24 protein-coding genes are annotated in these 21,773 nt (G+C 70.9%); 10 read left to right on the forward strand and 14 right to left on the reverse strand.

The window, feature by feature from the left end:
• The first annotated feature begins 329 nt into the window (after positions 1–329).
• The 3 genes from ABD332_RS46025 to ABD332_RS46035 all read left to right on the forward strand — a co-directional run bounded on the left by ABD332_RS46025 (position 330) and on the right by ABD332_RS46035 (position 1,349).
• Entirely contained in the window at positions 330–743 is a 414-nt protein-coding gene (locus ABD332_RS46025; protein ID WP_344510935.1) for a hypothetical protein, read from the forward strand.
• 82 nt (positions 744–825) lie between these two features.
• Positions 826–1,011 (forward strand): winged helix-turn-helix transcriptional regulator, encoded by a 186-nt coding sequence (locus ABD332_RS46030; protein WP_344510937.1) that lies wholly within the window; start codon positions 826–828, stop codon positions 1,009–1,011.
• Between the two features lie 2 nt (positions 1,012–1,013).
• Entirely contained in the window at positions 1,014–1,349 is a 336-nt protein-coding gene (locus ABD332_RS46035) for a hypothetical protein (protein ID WP_344510939.1), read from the forward strand.
• Here the strand turns inward: ABD332_RS46035 and ABD332_RS46040 are convergent.
• Entirely contained in the window at positions 1,326–2,294 is a 969-nt protein-coding gene (locus ABD332_RS46040) for an NAD(P)H-dependent flavin oxidoreductase (protein WP_344510941.1), read from the reverse strand. The two genes, ABD332_RS46035 and ABD332_RS46040, sit on opposite strands and share 24 nt — an antisense overlap.
• 23 nt (positions 2,295–2,317) lie before the next feature.
• On the opposite strand from ABD332_RS46040, the gene ABD332_RS46045 reads away from it, so the two are divergent.
• From ABD332_RS46045 to ABD332_RS46055, 3 genes are all read left to right on the forward strand, one after another.
• Complete coding sequence (locus tag ABD332_RS46045; RefSeq protein ID WP_344510943.1) at positions 2,318–3,292, forward strand: hypothetical protein; 975 nt, start codon at positions 2,318–2,320, stop codon at positions 3,290–3,292.
• Positions 3,293–3,313: 21 nt separating this feature from the next.
• Entirely contained in the window at positions 3,314–3,829 is a 516-nt protein-coding gene (locus tag ABD332_RS46050; protein ID WP_344510945.1) for a P-loop nucleotide/nucleoside kinase family protein, read from the forward strand.
• Positions 3,830–4,067: 238 nt separating this feature from the next.
• Entirely contained in the window at positions 4,068–4,745 is a 678-nt protein-coding gene (locus ABD332_RS46055) for a GAF and ANTAR domain-containing protein (RefSeq protein ID WP_344510947.1), read from the forward strand.
• Between the two features lie 157 nt (positions 4,746–4,902).
• Here the strand turns inward: ABD332_RS46055 and pyrF are convergent, their stop codons facing one another.
• A complete protein-coding gene (gene pyrF, locus ABD332_RS46060) occupies positions 4,903–5,610 on the reverse strand; it encodes an orotidine-5'-phosphate decarboxylase (protein WP_344510949.1) in 708 nt (235 codons plus the stop codon).
• Positions 5,611–5,637: 27 nt separating this feature from the next.
• Between pyrF and ABD332_RS46065 the strand changes: the two genes are divergently transcribed.
• A complete protein-coding gene (locus ABD332_RS46065; protein ID WP_344510951.1) occupies positions 5,638–6,231 on the forward strand; it encodes an HIT family protein in 594 nt (197 codons plus the stop codon).
• A gap of 8 nt (positions 6,232–6,239) precedes the next feature.
• On the opposite strand, the gene ABD332_RS46070 is transcribed toward ABD332_RS46065, so the two are convergent.
• Complete coding sequence (locus ABD332_RS46070) at positions 6,240–6,653, reverse strand: ASCH domain-containing protein (protein ID WP_344510953.1); 414 nt, start codon at positions 6,651–6,653, stop codon at positions 6,240–6,242.
• A gap of 63 nt (positions 6,654–6,716) precedes the next feature.
• Between ABD332_RS46070 and ABD332_RS46075 the strand changes: the two genes are divergently transcribed.
• Positions 6,717–7,316, forward strand: a complete 600-nt coding sequence (locus ABD332_RS46075) for a hypothetical protein (RefSeq protein WP_344510955.1) — start codon at positions 6,717–6,719, stop codon at positions 7,314–7,316.
• A 26-nt stretch (positions 7,317–7,342) separates the two neighbouring features.
• On the opposite strand, the gene ABD332_RS46080 is transcribed toward ABD332_RS46075, so the two are convergent.
• Positions 7,343–8,581, reverse strand: a complete 1,239-nt coding sequence (locus ABD332_RS46080) for a PP2C family protein-serine/threonine phosphatase (RefSeq protein WP_344510957.1) — start codon at positions 8,579–8,581, stop codon at positions 7,343–7,345.
• A 118-nt stretch (positions 8,582–8,699) separates the two neighbouring features.
• Positions 8,700–9,005 (reverse strand): STAS domain-containing protein, encoded by a 306-nt coding sequence (locus ABD332_RS46085; RefSeq protein WP_344510959.1) that lies wholly within the window; start codon positions 9,003–9,005, stop codon positions 8,700–8,702.
• Positions 9,006–9,106: 101 nt separating this feature from the next.
• Here ABD332_RS46085 and ABD332_RS46090 point away from each other — a divergent pair, with 101 nt between their 5' ends.
• Positions 9,107–9,520 (forward strand): ATP-binding protein, encoded by a 414-nt coding sequence (locus ABD332_RS46090; RefSeq protein ID WP_344510962.1) that lies wholly within the window; start codon positions 9,107–9,109, stop codon positions 9,518–9,520.
• A gap of 196 nt (positions 9,521–9,716) precedes the next feature.
• Here ABD332_RS46090 and ABD332_RS46095 read toward each other — a convergent pair whose 3' ends face one another.
• Genes ABD332_RS46095 through ABD332_RS46110 form a run of 4 tightly spaced genes read right to left on the reverse strand, consistent with a single transcriptional unit; the run spans position 9,717 to position 14,406 of the window.
• Positions 9,717–11,294, reverse strand: coding sequence for a glycoside hydrolase family 43 protein (locus ABD332_RS46095; RefSeq protein ID WP_344510964.1), 1,578 nt, complete (start codon positions 11,292–11,294; stop codon positions 9,717–9,719).
• Between the two features lie 21 nt (positions 11,295–11,315).
• Positions 11,316–12,206, reverse strand: a complete 891-nt coding sequence (locus ABD332_RS46100; protein WP_344510966.1) for a carbohydrate ABC transporter permease — start codon at positions 12,204–12,206, stop codon at positions 11,316–11,318.
• A complete protein-coding gene (locus ABD332_RS46105) occupies positions 12,206–13,096 on the reverse strand; it encodes a carbohydrate ABC transporter permease (protein WP_344510968.1) in 891 nt (296 codons plus the stop codon). Before ABD332_RS46105 ends, ABD332_RS46100 begins: the two co-directional genes overlap by 1 nt.
• On the reverse strand, positions 13,093–14,406 hold the full coding sequence (locus tag ABD332_RS46110) for an extracellular solute-binding protein (RefSeq protein ID WP_344510970.1): 1,314 nt from the start codon (positions 14,404–14,406) through the stop codon (positions 13,093–13,095). The genes ABD332_RS46105 and ABD332_RS46110 overlap by 4 nt, the downstream gene beginning before the upstream one ends.
• Positions 14,407–14,551: 145 nt before the next feature.
• Here ABD332_RS46110 and ABD332_RS46115 point away from each other — a divergent pair, with 145 nt between their 5' ends.
• Entirely contained in the window at positions 14,552–15,577 is a 1,026-nt protein-coding gene (locus tag ABD332_RS46115) for a LacI family DNA-binding transcriptional regulator (RefSeq protein WP_344510972.1), read from the forward strand.
• Here the strand turns inward: ABD332_RS46115 and ABD332_RS46120 are convergent.
• From ABD332_RS46120 to ABD332_RS46140, 5 genes are all read right to left on the reverse strand, one after another.
• The gene (locus tag ABD332_RS46120; RefSeq protein WP_344510974.1) at positions 15,574–16,044 is read right to left on the reverse strand and encodes a hypothetical protein; all 471 of its coding nucleotides are present in this window, start codon (positions 16,042–16,044) and stop codon (positions 15,574–15,576) included. The two genes, ABD332_RS46115 and ABD332_RS46120, sit on opposite strands and share 4 nt — an antisense overlap.
• Entirely contained in the window at positions 16,041–16,511 is a 471-nt protein-coding gene (locus ABD332_RS46125; RefSeq protein ID WP_344510976.1) for a hypothetical protein, read from the reverse strand. The genes ABD332_RS46120 and ABD332_RS46125 overlap by 4 nt, the downstream gene beginning before the upstream one ends.
• Positions 16,512–16,655: 144 nt before the next feature.
• Positions 16,656–18,119: an RICIN domain-containing protein gene (locus ABD332_RS46130; protein WP_344510978.1), complete on the reverse strand. Its 1,464-nt coding sequence runs from the start codon at positions 18,117–18,119 to the stop codon at positions 16,656–16,658.
• 199 nt (positions 18,120–18,318) lie between these two features.
• Positions 18,319–20,049, reverse strand: a complete 1,731-nt coding sequence (locus ABD332_RS46135; protein ID WP_344510980.1) for a carbohydrate-binding protein — start codon at positions 20,047–20,049, stop codon at positions 18,319–18,321.
• Between the two features lie 56 nt (positions 20,050–20,105).
• Positions 20,106–21,719, reverse strand: coding sequence for a ricin-type beta-trefoil lectin domain protein (locus ABD332_RS46140; RefSeq protein WP_344510982.1), 1,614 nt, complete (start codon positions 21,717–21,719; stop codon positions 20,106–20,108).
• Positions 21,720–21,773 lie beyond the last annotated feature (54 nt).

Genomic DNA, 21,773 nt, shown 5'->3' on the forward strand with positions numbered 1-21,773 from the left:
GCTGTTCTCGCGGGTTCCTGCGCACGAGACGACCTTCGCGCTGTCACCGCGGACCACGCCACGGCACTCGGCGACTCTCCACCCCACCCGCCGGGTGATCGACGGTGCACGCTCATAGCCGCTGGTCCGGCGCGGCGCCGGCACCATGGTCGTCGCAGCGAGCGACGCGCCTCGGCGACGCTGCCGACGCTTCCTGCCGTGCAATGAGCAGCACCTGGCCACGCGAGCATCGACCGATCGCGCTTGCCCAAGGCGGTCCCGTGCGAAACCTCCGCGGTTGCGGAACGTGGTGGTGACTTGCTGCCGAACTGTTGGCGTACGGTGCGCCGGTGGGTTTCTTCGGGACGTTCGTGTTGGCGCGGTCCGGCTGTCTCCTCACCGATGAGGAGGCGACTCTCGGTTTCGGGTATCAGCATGAGCACCTGTACGAACTCGGCAAGGGCTGGCAGTTGCTGGAGACCCGGGGTGTGCTGGACCCGCAGGATTTCGCTGTCGCCAGCGAGCGGTTGGTCGCCGCCACCGGTGCTGGTGTGCTCGCCTTGTACGTGAACGACGGCGGCTGCATCGCTGGCGCAGCTGAACTCCCAGCCGACATCCCGTCGCCATCGAACGACCGCAGCAATGTGCCGCCCGGCACAATTCGACCTTCAAGACCATCGAACACGGCGGTGTACGTGTGGATGCGGTGCCGGGACATTGTGGCGCCGTTCCTCTCAGTGGCTACCGTGGAGCACCGGCGGTAGGACGCGTCGCGGCCGACCGACAGAAGGGCACTTCCTTGGTGCCTTTCGACGAGACCGACGCTCGGGGGTGCAAGTGTCGCCGGTGGTGCTGGACGTCACCGAGGAGGACTGCGCGACGCGGCAGGCGTTGGAGCGCCTCGCGTCCGTGCTCAAGCCGCCGCAGCACGTCGAGTACGTCCTGACTGTGCTCGGCAAGACGCTGCGGGAGCCGCTGGCCGTGATCTGCGCCTGGGCCGTCGAGCACCGCAGCGACGACGCGCGGGGCTGACGGTGGAGCTCGATCTGGACGCGCCCGCCGCCGAGGTGCTGGCGGCCGACGTCGTCACGACGGCGAAGGCGGGACGGTGGGCGGTCATACGGTTGTTCGCGGCGGCCGCCGTGCAGTCGCTGTTCGACGACAGCACCGGCCCGGGCGGCCCCGGCACGCCGACCGTGTACGGGCACCTGGTCGTCACCCGGCGGGACACCGGTGAGGTCGTGCTCGCCGTGCCGCTGGAGCTCAAGCCCGACCTGGAACACGGGGACGCCGACTACCTCGGGTACGTGCGGCGCCAGCTCGACGAATTGACCGCCGGCGAGTTCCTAGAACGCTGGGGCGGCACCTGAGCAGCGGGCCAGCGCGGCCTCGGCCTGGGCGGCGAGCGCCGGGACGAGCGAGGCGGCCGACGGCAGGTCGGTGATGAGGTCGACGCCCTCGCCGGCCCAGATCGGCAGCGGCGGGACGGCGCCGCCGGCCACGTCGTCCTGGTAGTCGCGCCGGGCCTGCTCGTCGGCGGCGAGCTCGGCCTCCCGGTCGCGCCAGCGGTCGATGTACGGGTGGCGCAGCGTGCGGGCCGCGAACCGCGACGGCCAGCGCGAGCCGCGGGCGATGTCCAGCACCCGGTTGCGTTCGGTGTCGTCGCCGCGGGCCGCCACCAGCGCCGACGCGGTAGCGGGGGCCACCAGCGCCTCGATGGTCGCCTGGAACCGGGTGCCGATCACCGCCCCGGCCGCGCCGAGGACCAGCGCCGCCGCCACGCCCCGGCCGTCGGCGATGCCGCCCGCGGCGAGGACCGGCACCTGCCCGGCGAGGTCGGCGACCGCCGGCACGAACGGCAGGGTCGAGCGTCCACGCAGCGCGCCGTGGCCGCCCGCTTCGGTGCCCTGCGCGACGACGACGTCGGCGCCGAGGTCCAGCGCCTGGCGGGCCTCGTCGAGGTCGGTGACCTGGAGGATGAGCAGGGCGCCCGAGTCGCGGACGATGCGGGTGAACGGGCGCGCGTCGCCGAACGACAGCATGACGGCTCGCGGCCCGTACCTGAGCGACCGCCGCACCGCGTCGACGGTCGTCATCCAGGTGAGGAAGCCGATCCCCCACGGCAGCCCGGTGGCCGCGACGACCGGCGCCTCGCGCGCCAGCCACGCCGGGTCGCCGTCGGCCGCGCCGAGCATCCCGAGCCCACCGCCCCGCGAGACGGCCGCCGCGAGCGCACCGCCGGCGGAGCCGCCCATGGGCGCCAGCATGATCGGGTGCCGTACCCCTGCCAGGCTCGTGAACCGCGTCGACAGCATCCCCGCACGGTACTGTCGCCGCCATGCTGTTCGTGTACCGGACACACTACGAAGGACCACTGAGCAAGCGCGTCCGCCGGTTCCCGGACTTGACCGTGCTCGACTGGTTCCGCCGCGGCTGGGACGCCGACGACGCGTGGGAGTGGGTCGCTGACGAGCTCGGCGGACGGGTGTACGGGCTGTCGTCGGTGTTCGAGGCGGCCCGGGAGCACGGCCTTCCCCGCCCGGAGACGACCGACGAGCTGCGGGCGCTGCTGGACGAGCACCTGTACGTCGAGGGCGAGGTCCGGCGCGACGGGCGTGGAGTGCGGGCCCGGACGGACGACGACGAGGTCGAGCTGGCGTACTTCTTCGTCGAGGAGGAGGACGACGACCGGCTCGCCTACCACCTGCAGGAGTGGCCGCTACCCGGCGACGCGGGCGCGCCCGCACCGTTCGACCCGGCCTGCGACGTGACGACCCTGCCGCCGCGGGGTACGGGCGAAGCGACGACCTACGCGGTGCTGCTCACCCACTACGACGGCGAGACGCTCGCCCGGATGGCGCCGTTCGCATTCCCCGGCGTCGACCTGCCCGCACTCGCCGGGCACCTGCGCGCCGCGACGCCCGGCGACGACACCTGGCCGCCGGAGCTGCTCGTGCTCCGCGCGCTCGTCGCCCCCGGCGACACCACCGTCGAGCCGGCGCTGCGCCGGTGCAACCAGTGGCCGGGCTTCAGCCTCAACGAGGAGCCGTGGCCCGCGAACATGCCCGGCCCGCACGCCGAGGTCCACCGTGAGGCCCTCGAACTGATCGCTGTCGGTGACAGTACCGGCGACCGCAGCCCCGACGGGACACTCCTGCGGGTCGACGAGCACCTCGCCCAGATGGCGATGCACACGAACGAGACCTTCGGCTTCCAGCAGTGGTTCCTGTTCGACACCGCCTGGGTGGCAGCGCATCCGGTCCTGGCGCGGTCGCTGCTGCGGTACGCCGGACACTGGGACCCGTTCGACTGAGGTTTGTGGCAGCCTGTCTGGGTGCTGATCGTGATGTGCGGCCTGCAGGGGACCGGGAAGAGCACCATCGCCGGGCAGCTGGCGCGGGAGCTGCCGGCGCCGGTCCTGCCCGTCGACCCGGTCGAGGTCGCGCTGTGGGCCGCCGGCGTCGACCGGGACCAGCCGACGGGGCTCGCCGCGTTCGTCGTGGTCGGTGCCCTCGCCGGGGTGATGCTCAAGCTCGGCCAGACCGTGATCGTCGACGCCGTCAACGACGCTGAGGTCGCCCGCCGGCAGTGGCGCGACCTGTCCGCCCGGCACGAGGTGCCGCTGCGGTTCGTCGAGGTGATCTGCTCCGACGAGGCCCTGCACCGCCGCCGCCTCGCCGAGCGCGCCGACAACGCGATCGCCGGCGACGCCGAACCCACCTGGGAGTCGGTCCTGGCCCGGCGGGACGGATTCGCCGGCTGGACCGACGACCGTCTCGTCCTCGACTCCGTCGACGACGTCCCGGCCAACGTCGCCCGCGCGCTCGCGTACGTGCGAACCTCTCGATGAGGAACACCGCCGTCAACCGCCTGGACCGGACCGGCGACCGCTGCCCAATGACGTGGTGAGCGGGTCGCCAAGGACCATCCGCGTAACCGGCGCAGATTGAACCACGGCTGAGCGAGTAGGGTGCGGCAGATCTGGGCAATACAGCATAGATCAGAGAATTTCAGTGCCGACCTCAGGAAGGCGGCCCGTCGTGATCGAGCAGCCGCACTCGACCGCCGCGCAGCTGCTCGGGCTGCTCGTGCAGGCGCACGACCTGGACGACTTTCTCGACCGGCTGGTGCATGTCGCCGCCGCGGCGGTGATACCCGCGGTGGCGTGCGGGCTGACGGTGCGGCGGGACGGGCGGCCGTTCTCGGTGGCGGTCAGTGACGCGCTTGCCGGTCAGGTCGACGAGATCCAGTACGGCGCCGACGAAGGGCCTTGTCTGGATGCCATGCGGGGCGCCGAGGTCGTTGTCGTCGAAGATCTCCGTCGGGAGCGGCGCTGGAGCGCGTACCGGCCGCACGCGGTCGCGCACGGTATCGCGAGCTCACTGTCGATGCCGCTGATCGTCGAGGGGCAGAGCCTCGGCGCGATGAACCTCTACGCGGCCGCCACACAGGTGTTCACCGCGCCGGTCCGCAAGCAGGCGGAAGGGATCGCGGCGCAGTGCACCGACGCACTCACGCTCACCGTCCGCCAGTTTCGCCAGTCCCAGCTGCTGGATCAGCTCGCCGAGGCCATGGTCTCCAGCAGCGTCATCGACCAGGCCATCGGCATCCTGATGGCGCAGCAGCGCTGCACCGCCGCCACCGCCTTCGACCTGCTGCGCCGGGCGTCGCAGAGCCGCAACCGCAAGCTCCGCGACGTGGCCGGCGACATCGTCACCAGGGTCAGCGGCGCACCGCCCGAGCCCCGGACCGACTTCAGGAACTGACGGATCGGGTCACCCGGGAGTCTTACCAGGGCGACGATCGGCAGTCCGCGCAGGATCCTTCTCATCTACGTACCTCGCTGTCGACGGCATTGACCGCCACAGTGTCGGCGACCCGCGTACAACCGACACGCGGCCGCGATGCGAACGCATACATCGCTCAGGCCGCAGCCGCCCGCAGGTCGTCGACGATGGCGGCGAGCACGGCGGCCGGGTCCGGGGCCCGGGTCAGGGCGCGGCCGATGACGACGTGTGACGCGCCGGCACGGAAGGCGTCCGCCGGGTGTGCGGGGCGGGCGTGATCGCCGGCGGCCGGGGCACCGGGCAGCGTGACGCCGGGCGTGACGATCAGCCGGTCCGGGCCGAGCAGCCGGCGCAGTGCGGCGGCGTCGTGCGGGGAGGCGACGACGCCGTGGCAGCCCGCCCGCCGTGCCAGTGCGGCGAGGCGGGTGACCTGCTCCTCGGTGGTGGCGTCGATGCCGACCTCGGCGAGGTCCGCGGCGGTGAGACTGGTGACGACGGTCAGCGCGACGACGCGCAGCCGCGGGAACGGCGCGGCCGCCGCCACCGCCGCGGCCAGGATCCTGGACCCCGCCGTCGCATGGACGGTGACCATCGTGGCGCCGTGGCAGCCGGCCGCTCGTACGGCGGCGGCGACGGACGACGGGATCTCGAAGAGCTTCAGGTCCAGGAAGACGTCCTTGCCGGCGGCGGCGAGCGCGGCGGCCAGGGACGGGCCCGCGGCGGTCAGGAGCTCCAGTCCGATCTTGTACGCCTGACCGGCGTCGCCGAGACGGTCGACCATCGCGACGGCGTCCTGGGCGTTGTCGTGGTCGAGCGCGACGATGACGCGACGGGACAGATCCATGGCGAGCATCCTGGCATGATCGGCGGCATGACCGATCGTTTCGTGCGGCACCTGCCCGTCGGTGAGCCGTCGACGCCGTTCGACGGCAGTGGGATTCCCGGGTGGGACACGTTCCCGTTCGACGGCGACCTGCGGGTGCGCTCGCTCGATCCGCCGGTGCTGCCGGAGCCGCCGCGCAACGGCGAGGACGGGCCCGAGTCGTGCATGATCTGCAAGGACGAGACCGCGAGGACGGTCTGGGCGGACGAGCACTGGATGCTCCGGCACGCCGGCGGGCCGAGCGCGGTGCCGGTCGTGGTGCTGCTGTGCCCGATCGGCCACTACGACCTGGGCACCCTGCCGCCGGAGCGGGCCGCCGAGCTCGGGCCGATGCTGCAGCGGGTCGAGCGGGCCATCATGTCCGTGGGCGGGATCGCCAGGGTGCACGCGTCGAAGATCGGCGACGGCGCGGCGCACCTGCATCTGTGGTTCATGGGCCGGCCGGCCGGCTTCGAGCAGCTGCGCGGCAGCTGCCTGGTCCTGTGGGACGACGTGCTACCCAAGCAGGACGAGACCCAGTGGCGGGCGGTCCTCGCCGAGGTGGCCGAGGCGCTCGCGGCCGACGGCGGCACGGTGTACTGACAGCGAGGTCAGAGCTTCTCGACGACCCGGAAGCGTTGCAGGACGGCGGGCGTGTCGTCGTCGACGGTGAACCCCGGGTCGCCGAGCCAGCCGCGGTAGTCGGCCCCGTGCCAGAACTCCTCGTGCCCCGCCCGCCAGGCGGCGACGGTGGCGTGGCCCTCGCCCTCGTCGCGGGCGTGCCGGGCGTCGACGTCGCCGAGGCGGCGGACCTCGACGCCGGTCAGCTCGATCACCGCGACAGGACGCTCGGCGGAGTCGACCACGGCCGACCGGTCGCCGGCGGCGGGCAGCGGCTCACCGTCGATCTCCCAGTCCTGGAGCAGCCCGGTCGTGGTCGTCTTCGTGCCGTTCAGGACCGCGGCGACGAGCGCGTCGCGCAGCGGGCCGGGGAACGCGAACTGAAACGTGGGGAGCTCGGTCACCGGGCCAACACTACGGCTACTGTCGGGCGGGTGAGTGGTCGCTCGTACATGGTGGCAACGCGGATGCCGATGTCCAGGGCCGGGTTCGACGGCTGGCTGGCGGCGCCGCTGCCCGGGCTCGACGTGATCGCCAATCCGGCGGCGATGTGGACCGGCTGGGCGATCAACGGCGCCGGCACCGACTGGGACCTCACGGAGCTCGCCGGCTACCCCGCCGCGGTGGCCGGGATCCGCGCCGCCCGGGCCAAGACCCCGCGGGAGCTGCTCACGGCCCGCGCGGCCGGCGGATTCACGCTCGCCCGGCACCGCGACGACGCGCTGGAGATCTACCTGTACGACTACCACGGTGACGTCTACAGCACGCAGACCGACCTGCTCATGCTCGCGGGCGCCGGACGGTTCGCCGACACGGGCGCCCCGGTCATGCACTGGGGTGGCGACGTCTACCCGGACCTGCCGCTCGGCGGCGACCAGCCGCTCGCCGTGCTGCTGGTCGACCGGGACGGCGCCAGGTTCACCGACCGTCACCCGGTCGGCGCGCTGATCGAGTCGCTGCGCCCGGTCGAGGCCGCGTTCCTCGCCGCCGCGCCGGCCGACGACGGGGACACCGGCTGGGACCCCACCGACGTCCTGGACCCGGCCATCCGCAACCACGTGGCGTAGCCGTCACGCACGGTAAGGACCGTGTGTCAGGTGCGGCGGACCGCGAGGACGGCGACGTCGTCGGTCGGGGCGGCGTTGTCCAGGAGGGTCATCGCCGCGTTGCAGGTGGCGTCGGCGGAGGCCACGGCGGCGAGCACGCTGACCATCCGCTGCAGGCCCGGGGTGATCCCGCGGGCACGGCGCTCGACGAGGCCGTCGGTGTACAGGAACAGGCCCTGGCCCGGCTCCAGCGGCAGCCGCGTGTTGCGCCGGGCGGCGTCGCGGTACGCGCCCAGGGGCAGGTCCGGGGGGATGCTGAGCAGCCGGCTCGGCTGGTCGGCGTCCCCTCCGGCCAACAGGACCGGTGGCAGGTGGCCGGCGTTGGACAAGGTCACGGTGCCGAGGTCCGGATCCAGGACGGCGTAGACGGCGGTGGCCATGGCGTCGGGCTCGAAGCGCTGCACCTTGCGGTCCAGGCGGGTGAGGACGTCCGCCGGGTCGTCGGTCTCCATCGCGTACGCGCGCAGCGCGCTGCGGATCCGGCCCATCACCACCGCCGCGTGCAGGCCGCTGCCGGCGACGTCGCCGATGACGATGCCGACGTGCCCCGACGGGAGGTCGAAGACGTCGTACCAGTCGCCGCCGACGCCGACCTGGGCACCGGGAACATACCGGACGGCCACATCCAGGCCGGGAACCGCCGTCGGGCGGGCCGGGAGCAGGCTGCGCTGCAGGGCGACGGCCGCGGCCCGGTCCAGGTGCGACCGGCGCGCCTCGGTGGCGAGGCCGGCCCGGTCGGCGACGAGCTGCAGCAGCTCGATGTCGTCGGCATTGAACGAGCGCTGCTGCAGGGTGCCGACGTGCAGCACGCCGATGACCCGGCCGCTGCTGAGCATCGGCACGCCGAGCACGGACGTGGTGCGCGCTGGTAACAGCGCCGTGTCGAAGTCGGCGCCGCCGCTGCCGGCCCGGTCCAAGCGCTCGACGGCGACGGCGGCACCGCGGACGGCGACGCCGCCGGCGAAGCCGTGGCCGAAGGGCACCCGCACCTCGTGCCGGGGCTCCCGGTCGAGACCGGCGGTCGCCATGGCGACCAGCTCGGTGCCGTCGTGGTCGAGCAGCAGCAGGGCCGCACTGTCGGCGCGCAGGATGTCCAGGGTCCGCTCCAGCAGCTCGTGCAGCAGGTCCTCGAGGCCGAGCTGTGACAGGGCGGCGTCGGTCACCGCCTGCAGCCGGCGCAGCTTCTCCTCGCTGACCGCCAACGCCTTCCCGCCGCGCCTCGGCACCCGTGCCCCTGCCTCTCGCCCCTCCGCCCGCTCGAACCCGCCCAGTGTCGCATCAGCACCGCGCCGCACCCCTCCGACACCGCGGTGCGACCCGACGACGAACGCCGCGACCGGAGGCTCAACCGGACAGGTGCGCCAGGACTCCGGTCATCTCGAGCACGTCGCGCACGACGCCGGCCGCGTTGGCGATCCGGAGCTGCCGGCCCTGTTCCCCGGCGTGCCGGCGGGCCTTGAGCAGCGTGTTGATGCCGGCCGAGTCGATGAAGGTCACCTCCGCCAGGTCCACCACGACCGTGGCGGCGCCGCTGTCGACGGCGGCGAGCACCTCACGGTCCAGGTCACCGGCGGTGGAGAGGTCCACGTCCCCGGCGATGCTGACCGTGCAGGTGTCATCGTCGCGGGTGGTCGACATCGACAGCGTCATGGCCCCTCCCGGCGCGAAACGACAAGCACCTGCTGACCCTATATGGTGGCTGCGACGGGGGCGCGACGGCGCCGCGGCAACACACGACCTGTGGATGCGACATGCGGGACGACCCTGACTCATCACCGGTGATGGTGGCCCTGCCATCGGTGACGGTGGCCGGCGTCGGCGACGTCCGGGAGCGGGTGGCGGACGCCGCCCGCGAGGCCGGTCTATCACCCGAACGGGTGAACGGATTCATCATCGCCGTCAACGAGATCGTCATCAACGCGATGGAGCACGGCGGCGGCACGGCCGCGGTCACCCTGATCTCGCAGGCCGGCAGGCTCGTCGTCGAGATCGCCGACACCGGCACCACGCCGTGGCGGTTCCTCGTCCCGGCGCAGGCTCCCCCGCCCGAGCAGATCCACGGCCGGGGGCTGTGGCTGGCCGAGAAGCTCTCCGACGACCTCACGGTCGACACCACCGCCGGCCGGCGCCTGGTCCGCCTGACCGTCAACGCCCGCGCCACGTAGGCCGGCGCCGCCACCGGTCTCGCGTGGATGCCGACCGCCGGGTGGCCGCAAGACGTGCCGGCCGGCGCCGTCGGGCTCCTCGGCATGCGGAAACCGCAGCGGCGAGGAGCCCAGCGAACGCCGGCGTCCGGGCCCGGTCAGGGGCGTCGAACCCTGCCGGTGGAGCATGGCCCGGGCAACCTGATGCCCGGTCCGGTCAGGGCTGCGGCTTGTAGGTCGCCGCGGAGAAGTCCGCGGGCAGCCCACCGCCGGTCATGTCCTGCACCCACAGGCCGAAGAACGCACCGGTGAAGCCCCACGCGCGGGGCACCCCGTTGTCGGACTCCTGGGCGTACTCGTCGGAGAGGATGCTCGCGTCGAACGGGCCCCACTCCACGTCGCCGTACGACGCGCGCAGCACCCCGCCGTCGAGGTCCAGCCGGAGCCGGACCGGACCGTCGACCGGCACCGCGGGACCGTGCGCGGTGACCCGCCCCCGGTCGCTGGAGAGCACGTCGACGAACGGGCCGCCGGTCTCGTCGTAGCCGACCCGCAGCAGGAACCAGTTACGGCTGTTGTAGTACGCGGTGATGCCCGCCAACTGCTGGAAGTGCACCGGCGCGAACTCGACCGTCGCCTCGAACGTCGCCCGCGCGTGCTGGACCCGGCGCCCGACGAGGCTCTCGCCGGACAGCGCACCCGGCGAGCGGCCACCGTGGATGCGCACGTGCCCGGGGCGGGCGTGGGTGGACACCCAGTTGCTGGTGGCGGGCCGGCGCAGGGTGCTCCACTGCGGGCCGAGCAGCGCGCCGGTGAAGTCGTCGGTCTCCGGCTCGTCCGGCCACGGGTGCGCCGGCAGGGCCGGGCCGTCGACGACGTCGTGCGGGACGCCGCCGTCGATGCGCGGCCAGCCGTCGTCGGTCCAGGTGACCCGCTGGATCGCGGTCTCCCGGCCGAGGACGCACCGCCCGCGCGGGCTGAGCGGGCGGCCGGTGAGGTGGGCGAAGAACCACTCACCGTCGGGGGTCTCGACGAGGCTGCCGTGGCCGGCCTTCTGCAGCATCAGGTCGGGACGGTGCACGGCGGTGATGAGCGGCCCGGCGGGGTCGGACTCGTAGGGGCCGAGCACGTCCCGGGAGCGGGCGACCGTCGCCTGGTGGAACCATTCGGTGCCGCCCTCGGCGGTGACGAGGTAGTACCAGCCGTCCCGCCGATACAGGTGCGGCCCCTCGGTCATGCCGGCCGCGGTGCCGGTGTAGACGTCGACCGGGTCGCCGACGAGCTGGCGGAGGTCGCGGTCGTACCGCTGGGCGATGATGCCGTTGGCCCAGGCGTGCCCGGGCCGCCAGTCGGTGCGGTTGGACAGCAGCCAGCTCTGCCCGGTGGCGTCGTCGTGGAACATCGACGGGTCGAAGCCCTGCGCGTGCAGCGGCACGGGCGCCGACCACGGGCCTTCGATCGACGGTGCGGTCACCAGGTAGTTCGGGGTGTCCCAGAAGCCGGAGTAGGACTTCACGTCGGTGAACACGAGGTGGAACAGACCATCCACATAGGACAGGCAGGGCGCCCAGACGCCGCCGGAGTCGGGGTTGCCGGTCATGTCGAGCAGCCGGACGCTGTCCAGCGCGCCGCCGAACGGCCGCCAGTGCACGAGGTCCTTGGAGTGGTGCAGGCGCACGCCCGGATACCACTCGAAGGTCGACGTGGCGAGGTAGTAGTCGTCGCCGACCCGCAGGATCGACGGGTCGGGGTGGAATCCGGGCAGGACCGGGTTTCGGATGGAGCCGGCAGTCATTGGTCGTCCCTCGTGAGTGTGTTACTTGCCGAAGCCCGCGGCGAGTCCGCTGAGCAGATGACGGCGGCCGAACAGGTACAGCGCCAGGACCGGCAGCGCGGACAGCACGACCGCGGCCATCAGGCCCGGCACGTTCGTCCCGAACTGGCTCTGGAAGTTCCACAGGCCCAGCGTCAGCACCCGCTGCTCGTCGCTCTGCGTCAGCACCAGCGGGAACAGGAACCCGTTCCAGGCGCCGAGGCCGACGAAGATGCCGACGCTGACCAGCCCCGGCCGGGACAGCGGCAGCACCAGCCGGCCGAAGACCCGCGCCGCGGTGGCGCCGTCGACGGTCATCGCCTCGTAGAGCTCGTTCGGGATGTCGCGCAGCGTGCTGGTGAGCACGACGATCGCGATCGGCAGCGAGAACGCCGCGGTCGGCAGGACGATCGCCAGCAGGGTGTCGTACATCTGCAGGCGGGTGATGATCAGGTAGATCGGCACGATGACCGCCTGTGCCGGCACGGCGAGGCCGAGCAGGAACACGTTGAACATCGAGCGGACCGTGCGGTTCGGGTTGCGCACGATCGCGTACGCGGCCGGCAGCGCCACCGCGAGCACCAGCGCCACGGTGCCGAACGCGACGATGAGACTGTTGGTCAGGTAGCTGGTGAACCCGAGGTCCCACAGCGACGTGAAGTTGTCCAGCGTCGGGTTCGTCGGCAGGTCCAGCGGGCCCTGCTCGATGTACTGGTCCGGCGTGCGGAACCCGGTGATGACCACGAAGTACACGGGCACCGCCACGATCAGCAGCCACACCGTGGCCGCGATCCCGGCCAGGAAGTTCGGCCGGCCGCGCCGGCGGGCGCCGGGCGGTGGCGGCGGCACGGACCGGGTGCGGTGCACCGGCCGTCGGGCGAGGTCGAGGCTCATCAGGCACCTTCCCGGTCGCTGGCCATCCGGTGGTAGCCGGTGAGCCTGACGACGACGATCGACAGGGCGGTGCCGAGCGTGACGAGGACGACGGCCAGGACGCTGGCGTAGCCCATGTCGAAGCCGACGAAGCCCTTGATGTACATGTGCAGCGGCAGGACCCGGGTCGAGGTGCCGGGGCCGCCGTTCGTCATCAGCAGGATCATCTCGAAGTAGGTGAGCGAGCCGACGAGGATGAGCACCGATGAGGCGACGATGGTGTTGCGCAACTGCGGCAGCGTGATGGAGAAGAACTGCCGCACCCCCGTCGCGCCGTCCAGCGCCGCCGCCTCGTAGAGCGACGCCGGGATCTGCCGGGTCGCCGACTGGTACAGCAGGGTGTGGAACGGCACGAACTGCCAGGCGATGACGAACGCGATGACGTACAGCGCCTTGTCGGGGTCGCCCAGGAAGTTGCCGTCCGGCGCGCCGAAGTACTTGCCGTAGTCGGCGGCGAGGCCGAAGTTCGGGTCGAGCAGCGACACGAAGGTCACCGAGATCGCGGCGGTGGACAGCAGCAGCGGCAGGAAGAACAGCGTCGACAGCACCGCCCGGCTGCGCTGCGGCCCGGCCGCCCACACGCCGATGAGCAGCGCGAGGGGCGTCTGGCCGAGCCACGAGACGACCGTCAGGATGAGGGTCTTGCCGACGCCGTTGAACAGTTCGGCGTCGTCGGCCAGTGCCGCCCAGTTCGACAGGCCCGTCCAGACCGGGTCGCCGAGCCCGTTCCACTTCGTGAAGCTGAGGTAGACGACCGCGATGACCGGCAGGATGCCGAACGCGGCGAAGAACAGGACCGCCGGGGCGGCCCAGATGACTCCGGGCCGCGCCGCCGCTTTCGACGTCGTCACTTCGCTTTGGCCATGTTGGCGACGAAGGCGTCGGGTGTGACCTGCCCGAGGAACAGCTTCTGCAGGTTGGTGAGCAGCTCGGTGCTGACCGACGGGCTGAGCGCCTGGTCCCAGGACTGGGTGAAGCTCGGGGCGTTGGCGACCAGGTCGTAGGTGAAGCCGGTGAAGTCAGCGTTGGGCTTGGACTTCAGGGTGGTCTCCACGCCCTTCACGGCGGGCACCTGACCGGCGTCGATGAGGCCGTTGATGTACTGGTCGGACGTGAGCGACTTGGCCAGGAAGTCGATCGAGGCGTCCTTGCTCTTCGACGCGGCGTTGACCGAGTAGTAGTTGCTCGGGTTGCCCACGACCGACTTCGGGTCGCCGGCGCCGCCCTCGTACGCGGGGAACGCGGTGAAGCCGAGCTTGCCGTTCTTGATGAAGTCCGGGTTCGCGTCCTTCTGCACCGAGAAGTCCCAGGTGCCCATCAGGTGCATCGCGGCCTTGCCGGTCGCGAAGAGCTTCGAGGCGCCCTGGTTGTCGTAGTTGACGCTGGCGAAGTTGGTGCCGAAGGCGCCACGCTTGACGAGCGTCTGGATCTCACCGAGGGCCTTGACGACGGCCGGGTCCTGCCAGGCGCCTTCCTTGCCGGCGGCGATGTTGGCGAACTTGTCGGCGCCACCGATGCGGTCGAGCAGGTACTCCAGCCACATCAGCTCGGTCCAGCCCTGCGAGCCGGCGAGGGCGATCGGGGTGATGCCCTTGGCCTTGAACGTGTCGACGAGCGAGAGCAGGTCGGCGTAGGTCTTCGGCGGCTGCACGCCGGCGGCGGCGAAGACGTCCTTGTTGATGAACAGCACGACCGGGAGCACGCCGAGCATCGGCAGGCCGTACTGCTTGCCGTCGACCTTGCCGACGTCCAGCACGCTCGGCAGGAACTTGGCCTTCAGGTCGGGGTTCTTGGCGAGGGCGTCGTCGAGCGGCGCGACCTGGCCGGCCTTGACGAACTCGGCGAGGTTGCCGCCGCCCCAGTTGAAGAAGACGTCCGGCGCGGCGGGCGAGCCCATCGCGACCTGCAGCTTCTGCTTGTAGGCGTCGTTGACGTAGGTGACCAGCTCGATCTTGGTGCCGTTCGCCTTGTTGTACGCGTCGATGCTGCTGGTGGCGATCGGGTTGACCGCGGCGTCCTGGAGGGCCCAGACCTGGACCTTGCTCGGCTCGCCGGCCTTCGAGGTGCCGGGGCCGGAGCTGCCGCAGGCGGTCAGGGCAACCGCAGTGGTGGCGGCGAGTATCCCGGTCATGACCCGGCGAAGCTGCGTTGAACGGCGCATGCGCCGAACCGTCCTTCCATCGAAACAATCCGCACATCTCCGAATATTTCGGGAAATGTTTCGGAATGGGGGTGTGGGGTGTACGGTGCCGATCACAAGCCACGCCCCGATGGTTCGACAATCGTTTTCGAAACACAGGTGAGCCATGACGATGAAGACCGGCCCCACGATGGCGGAGATCGCGCAGGAAGCGGGCGTCGCGATCTCGACCGTGTCGAAGGTGCTCAACGGTCACACGGACGTCGCCGCGAAGACCCGCGAAACCATCGAGCGGCTCATGTCCGAGCGCGGCTACCAGCGGCCGCGAGCGGCGAAGAACGGCCGCCGCCGGCGCAACGACCTCGTCGACCTCGTCATCAACGAGCTCGACAGCGTGTGGGGGCTTTCGATCCTCACCGGCGTCGAGGAGGTCGTCGAGGAGGCGGGGCTTGCCCTGGTCGTGTCGGCCGTGCACAACCGGCAGTCGCTGACCCGCCGCTGGGTCGAGTCCCTGCTGGCCCGCGGCTCCGAGGGCGCGATCCTCGTGCTTTCCGAGCTCGCCGAGCGCCAGCACGAGGACCTGACCCGCCGCAACCTGCCGTTCGTCATCGTCGACGCGGTCAACCAGCCGCCGCCCGGCACGCCCGCGATCGGCGCCACCAACTTCGCCGGAGGTTACAGCGCCGCGGAGCACCTCGCCGCGCTCGGACACCGGCGGATCGCCGCGATCGGCGGCCACGAACAGTTCCAGTGCACCCGCGCCCGCATCGCCGGCTTCCGCGCGGCCCTGGAGTCGGCGGACCTGCCGGTCGACCGGCGGCTCATCCGCTACGGCAACTTCCACCACGACGGCGGCCTGCACGCCGCGCAGGCGCTGCTGGAGCTGCCTGACCCGCCGACGGCAATCTTCGCCGGCAGCGACCAGCAGGCCACCGGCGTCTACGAGGCGGTGCGCCGCGCCGGGCTCACCATCCCCGGCGACATCAGCGTCGTCGGCTTCGACGACCTGAACTTCGCGCAGTGGACCGCCCCGCCGCTCACCACCATCCGCCAGCCGCTGCACGAGATGGGCGTCGTCGCCGCCCGCACCCTGCTGCGCATCGTCAACGGCGAGCGCCTCGAGTCCACCCGCATCGAGCTCGCGACGGACCTGGTCGTCCGGGAGAGCACGGCACCCCCGCGGGCCGCCTAGCCGGCCGGCGGACGCTGCAACCAGTCGTCCTCGATCCGCATCATCAGGACGTGGCTGGCTTCGGGGTGCGTCGGCATGCAGGCCCAGAGCTTGACGGTGCGCTGCTCGACCCGCGTGTCGTCCGTGTCGAGCAGCTCGTCGAAGGTGAGCACGGCCGCGCGGGCGATCGGCGTCGCGATTTCCGTCGGGTCGTCGAGCTTCCACTGGCCGTGGCCGTGGAACGGGCCCACCCGGCCGGTGCGCTCATGAAGGGAGCCCAGGTGGGCGACCGGCACGCCGGTCGCGGTGAAGGTGCCGTCGGGCTTCAGGTCGTAGCGGACCGAGCTCTGATGACCGGCCCAGACACCCACGTAGGAGGTGGCCTCCAGCGCCACCGACGCCGTGGGTCCTTCTTCGAGGATGTCCCCGATCGCGCAGCCCGCGGTCAGGACCAGCGCGGCGACGGCCAGTGCGATGCGCCGCTTCATCGCTTCGTCATCCCGTCCTTGCCGTGGCCCAGCGTGATCGGTTCCACGGGGTCGTCCGGCGGATCGCTGACCCACTGCGTCGCGGTGAAGGTCACCTCGCGCGGCTGCGGATACGGCTGCTTGTCGTGCTCGTCGCGGACCGAGGTCATGCCGAGCACGAGCAGATGACGATCCTCGGCGATGCGCCAGGAGCCCTTGCACCGGAACGGCCCGAACGGCCCGCCGACGTGGAACGCCTTGTCGTCGAAGGTGGCGGTCGGTACACCGGAGGCGTCGAACGTGCCATCGGGCCTGAACGTGTACGTGGCGCCGCTGACGTGGCCGACCCAGACGCCGGCGACGATGTCGGTGGTCAGGACGACGTCGCGCTGCTCCGAGTGGCGCGAGGCCGCCAGACGGTCCAGGAAGCACGCGCCACCGAGCACCGCCACCACGACCCACGCCGCCGTCCGCAACCCCCGCCGCACGTGACGAACATAGGCGCCCGTCGTCGCGCCCCGCCATGCCCTTTGCACGATCCTCACAGGCCCCGCGCCTGATCCTCACGTTCAGCGGGGTCGGTCATGGGCCGGACCGGATGACCGGCCCATGACCGACGTCAATACCACGGGTCAGCGCACCGACCACTGCTGGTTCGGCAGGCCGAGGCAGTCCCAGATGATCATTGGGGTGCCGTTGGCGGTGCCGCGGCCTGAGGCGTCCAGGCAGCGGCCCGACGGGGGGTTGAAGATGGAGCCGTCGGAGCGGATGACCCACTGCTGGGCGGTGTTGCCGTAGCAGGTCCACAGCTGGACCTTCGAGCCGTTGGCGGTGGCCGCCCGGTCGATGTCCAGGCACTTGCCCGACTGCGGGTTCACCAGGGCGTTGCCGTCCTGGCGCCACTGCTGGGCGCCGTTGTTCAGGCAGTCCCACAGCTGCACGACGGCGCCGTCGTTGGTCCGGCCGCCGGAGACGTCCAGGCACCGGTTCGAGCCGACGCCGACGATCGTGCGGATCGGCGACTGGCCGCCGCGGATCAGGAACAGGTTGTCCGCGACGTTGAAGTTGTTCGCCAGGTAGGAGCCGGATGCCGGGGCGGTCGAGTAGTAGTCGTTGTGGCCGCAGTCGAGCCGGTTCTCGTGGTTGCGGTCGGTGCAGATGTACCGCATCGGCGGGTGGTTCGGCTCGTCGGAGTAGCACATGACGTCGTACTCGTCGGTGCAGTGCGCGCCGCCGGACGCGTTCGGTGCGTTGTTGTTGACCGCGCCGAGGTTGTGGCCGAGCTCGTGGGAGGCGACGGCGGCGTTCCAGCAGCCGTTGTCGGACCGGCCGAACTCGGGGCCGAAGTTGGAGCGGTTGTCGTCGCTCTTGCGGGTGTCGCCGGCGAAGCCGCCGATGCCGCAGTACACGTTGGCGTCGGTGAGCATCATGTACTTGCGGTCGGTGCGGTTGTAGCCCAGCGCCTTGACGGCGTTGACGCTCGCGCCGAAATCGCCGAGGGTGGAATCCGCGACCCGCACGTTGCGCACGACCGGACGGCACTGCCCGTTGACCGACTCGGTGACGAAGCGGACGTGCCGCTCGCCGCCGGTCTCCTTGGCGCTCTCGTTGTAGATGACGTCGACGCCCTCGCCGATCTGGCGGAACGTCTCCAGGAACTGGCCGTACCGGTCGGTGTTGCCGTGCACGTACAGGATCTCCACGCGGCGGCCGGAGACGCCGTCGCCCTCGCAGACGGGCAGCGCGGCGACGGCGGCGGCAACCGTGGCGGGAGCGGCGGCGACCGGTGACTTCACGCTGAGTCCGTTGGGCGGCGCGTCGGGGCCGTGGGTGCACATGACCGGGTTGACGGCGGTGACCCGCAGCCCGCCGACGCAGGCGCCGGCCTTGTCGGCGACCAGGCCGCGGTGCACGAGCCCGCGCGAGGCGTCATCCGACGGTTGCGCGACCGGACGGGCGTCGGCACCGAACACCGACGGCTCTGACAGCGCTACGGGAACGTGCGCGGACGCCGCGCTGATCTGGCCGGTGAGAGCCATGAGCAGCGCGACGCCCGCGATGAGGAACGGCCGCCGTTGGCGGACGGTTGCCTTCATCGAACCTCCTTGGGGGTCTTGGGGCCCTCAAGGTAGGTATGAACGGTGCAGGACACCGAGCGGTTTCGATGTTTTTCGGTTGTTTACATGGGCCTTTCCCACGCAGGGACCGGCGGCGGTGGGCACCCCTGCTCACCGCCGCCGGGTTTGGGCGTGGCAGCCGACGCCGACGGCCACCACGGGTCCTGCGGCTGGTCCGCTACTGGAAGCGGAACCAGTCGATGTCCATCACGTCGGCGCTGTCGCTGCACCGGATCACCGCGGTGATGGAGGTGGTGCCGGCCGGCAGGTTGCTGACGTTGAAGGCGATCTCCTTGTACGTCGTCCAGCTGCCGGTGCCGAGGATGCCGGGTGCGGCGATGACCGGGCCGGTCGCCGAGCCCGCGTGGAACTCCAGGGTGAACGCCTGGCTCGTCGGGCGGGCCGAGGAGTAGCGGAACACGACCTGGTTGGGGTTGCGGCCGCCGAAGTCGACGCCGTCGAACTTGATCCAGTCACCGTTGTTGGTGTAGCCGACCTCCTGGCCGCCGCTGGCGCCGGACGTGGTCACCTTCTGGATGCCGCTCTGGCTGTTGTACGACTCGGCCTCGATCGTGGCGAACGCGTTGCGGTTGCCCGGGTTGCCGGTCGGCCCGCTGGAGGTCGGCGGGTTGCTGGTCGGCGGCTGGGTGGTCGGGCCGGTGCCGCCGCCCCAGTTGGCGCCGCGGCCGGTCAGGGTGCCGTTGACGAACAGCGAGTTCTGCAGCTCCCGCTTGAAGTTCGACTTGATGTTGGCGTTGTCCTGGATGCGGCTGTTGCCCCAGTACCCGTCGGAGCAGCCCGGCTGGCCGGAGGAGGCACCGGGCGGGCAGGCGAACTGGGCGATGGCCTCCCAGTTGCTGTTGATGTACGCGGCGCCGCGCAGCACGTCGGCGTTGCTGTTGATGTAGTTGAAGTACTCGTTGTACCAGGTGCCGATCTTCGTCCAGTCACCGTTGAGCGAGACCCGGTTGTTGACGTTGGTGCAGCTGGCGTCCAGGTTGGCGGTGCGGTACGCCTGCGGGGTCGACTCGGAGATCATCGCCGGCTTGTTGTGGCTACGCGCGAAGTTCAGGACCCGGTCGTAGAGGACCTTCGGGCTGCTCGTCGGGTTGTCGCAGGCCCACTGGTACTGGCGGTAGTTCGCGTCCCAGTAGAAGGTGCTCAGCGCGACCCAGTCCACGACGTCGTCGCCGGGGTACCAGTCGGACAGGTGGCTCGGGTTGCTGAAGTCGAACTTGTACTGCGCGTCGCCGTCCTTGGCGTAGCTGGCGCTCTGCCACACCGTCGCCACGTTGGTGGCGCCGAGGGCGTCGATGCGCTGCTTCACCACGCGGAACGCGGCCTTGTAGAAGTCGTAGTTGTAGCAGTTCCACGGGCCGTCGAACTCGTAGCCGACCCGCAGGTAGACCGACCGGTTCGTGTTGCGCAGGTAGACGATCAGGTTGTCGAGGTTCTGCCGGTACTGCTGGCCGAGGGCGCCGGCGATGTCCGCGTCCTGCCGGCCGATGATCGCCCGCAGCGGCTGGTTGGCGCAGCCGGGGTTGTCCGCGAGGTACAGACCGACCGCGAGCGCGGCGCCGGGGTACTCGGCGAGGGTCTGGTTGAAGTTGAAGATGTTGCCGTTCAGGTTGCAGGTGGCGGTCAGGCCGTTGCACGCGTTCGGGGAGATGTTGGTGTACAGCGTGACGCCGCCCGGGCGGGGGAAGGACGCGTCGACGTCGAGCACCTGCTGCTTGTACGCGGTCAGGTCGGGGGTGGTCTGACCGGCGAGGAACATGACCTTGCCGTTGGGCGGCAGGTTACGGCCGGCCACGGCGCTGGCGGACTGGGTGGTGACGGCGGTGATGAGGGGCACGGCGACGACGGTCGCCGCGAAGATGCCCAGGCCGATCTTGAATCTTCGGGACATTTGGCGGATTTCCCTTTCGTACTATTCTCGGGGGTGTCGTCCTACTTACACAGGTGCTAGGCCAGGCGCCAGTTCTGGTTGGACTGACCGGCGCCGCAGGTCCACAGCTGCAGGCGGGTGCCGTTGGCGGTCCCCCACGCGGTGGCGTCGATGCACTTGCCGGAGGCGGGGTTGGTGATCGTGCCGTTGCCGTTGACCACCCACTGCTGGGCGCTGTTGTTCAGGCAGGTCCACAGCTGCAGGACGGTGCCGTCGGCGGTGCCGGCGCCGGCTGCGTCGAGGCACTTGCCCGACTGCGGGTTGACGAACGTGTTGCCGCTGCGGCGCCACTGCTGCGCGCCGTTGCCGAGGCAGTCCCACAGCTGGACGGCGGCGCCGTCGGTGGTCCGGCCGCCGCTGACGTCGATGCAGCGGTTGGAGCCCTGTCCGATGATCCGGTTGACGGTGCCGGTGCTGCCGCCGGAGCAGGTGGTGACGAAGCCACGGTCGGTGAGGCCCTGGCAGAAGGAGGCCTTCGCCGCGCCGTACCGTGACAGCCGGCCGTCGACGAACCAGGTGGAGTTGACGGGGAAGTCGAAACTTCCGTCCTGGATGCCGTCCCAGCCGTAGCGGAAGTCCAGGTCGATGTAGACGGCGGCCTTGATGACGTCGCGCAGGTCGTAGCTGCCGGACAGGTTCGGGATCGGGCCGCTGTAGTTCATCAGGCCGAACAGCCGCTTGACCCACATGTCGCCGCGGGTCTCCTCCATGCCGGCGGTGTCGCCGCCGTTGTCGGTGAAGTTCATCATCCCGGACTCCGACACGATCATCGGCTTGCCGTGGTCCTTGCTGAACTTCATCATCTTGAGCACGTTGCCGTCGTAGTCCCAGTTCTTCCACACCGCGGCCTGGTTACCGCCTGCGTCGGTGCCGATGTAGGCGTTGCGGCACTGCAGGGCACCGGTGTCGTAGTTCTGGGGCGGGGTGCCGTTGTACAGGTATCCGTTGTCGTAGATCGGCATGCACAGCTCGTGGGCGAACACGGACACGCCGACCCAGTCGGTGACGGCGTCACCGGGGTACATCTGCTCGTACTCGCCGCGCACCGGGTGGAACACGTAGGTGACGTTGTCCTGCCGCTTCTGGCCCTCGATCAGCGAGCGGATCCGGGCGAACGCGTTCTTGTACGAGGAGCACGAGGCGTCGGTGCAGTGGTAGAAGCTGGACACCTCGTAGTCCAGGCGCAGGAAGAACTTCGCGTTCGGGTACTGGTTGATGAACGCGATGAGCTGGTTGAACTGCGCGGCGTAACCGCCGGCGGCGAGCTCCGCGGTGACCGCCCGGGACCGGGCCGCCTTGGTGTTCTCGTCGCCGCCGTTGAAGCCGGGCGGGTTGTCCTTCCACGACACGCCGACCTGGATCATCTTGCCCTGCTGGGCCAGGAACGTGGCGTAGTCGCGGTGCCCGGCGTTGACCCAGGTGCCGGACTTCACTTCGTAGTAGACGGAGCCGCCGCTGGGCGCGGCGGCGAACGACGTGTAGTCGTCCCACGACACTTTCGTGGACTGGCCGGCGAACATCAGCCGCCCGCCGGCGGGCGCGAAGGTCGAGGCGCCGGCCGGCGCCGGTGCCGCGAAGGGCACCAGCAGCGGCGCCAGCAGCGCCAGGACGGTGAGGAGTCGTCGCAACATGCCGACACGGTATGGACCCGTACCGATGATCCCGAAGCCGTTTCGAAATGTGTC

It is taken from the genome of Dactylosporangium maewongense, from assembly GCF_039531485.1.
GTDB lineage: Bacteria > Actinomycetota > Actinomycetes > Mycobacteriales > Micromonosporaceae > Dactylosporangium > Dactylosporangium maewongense.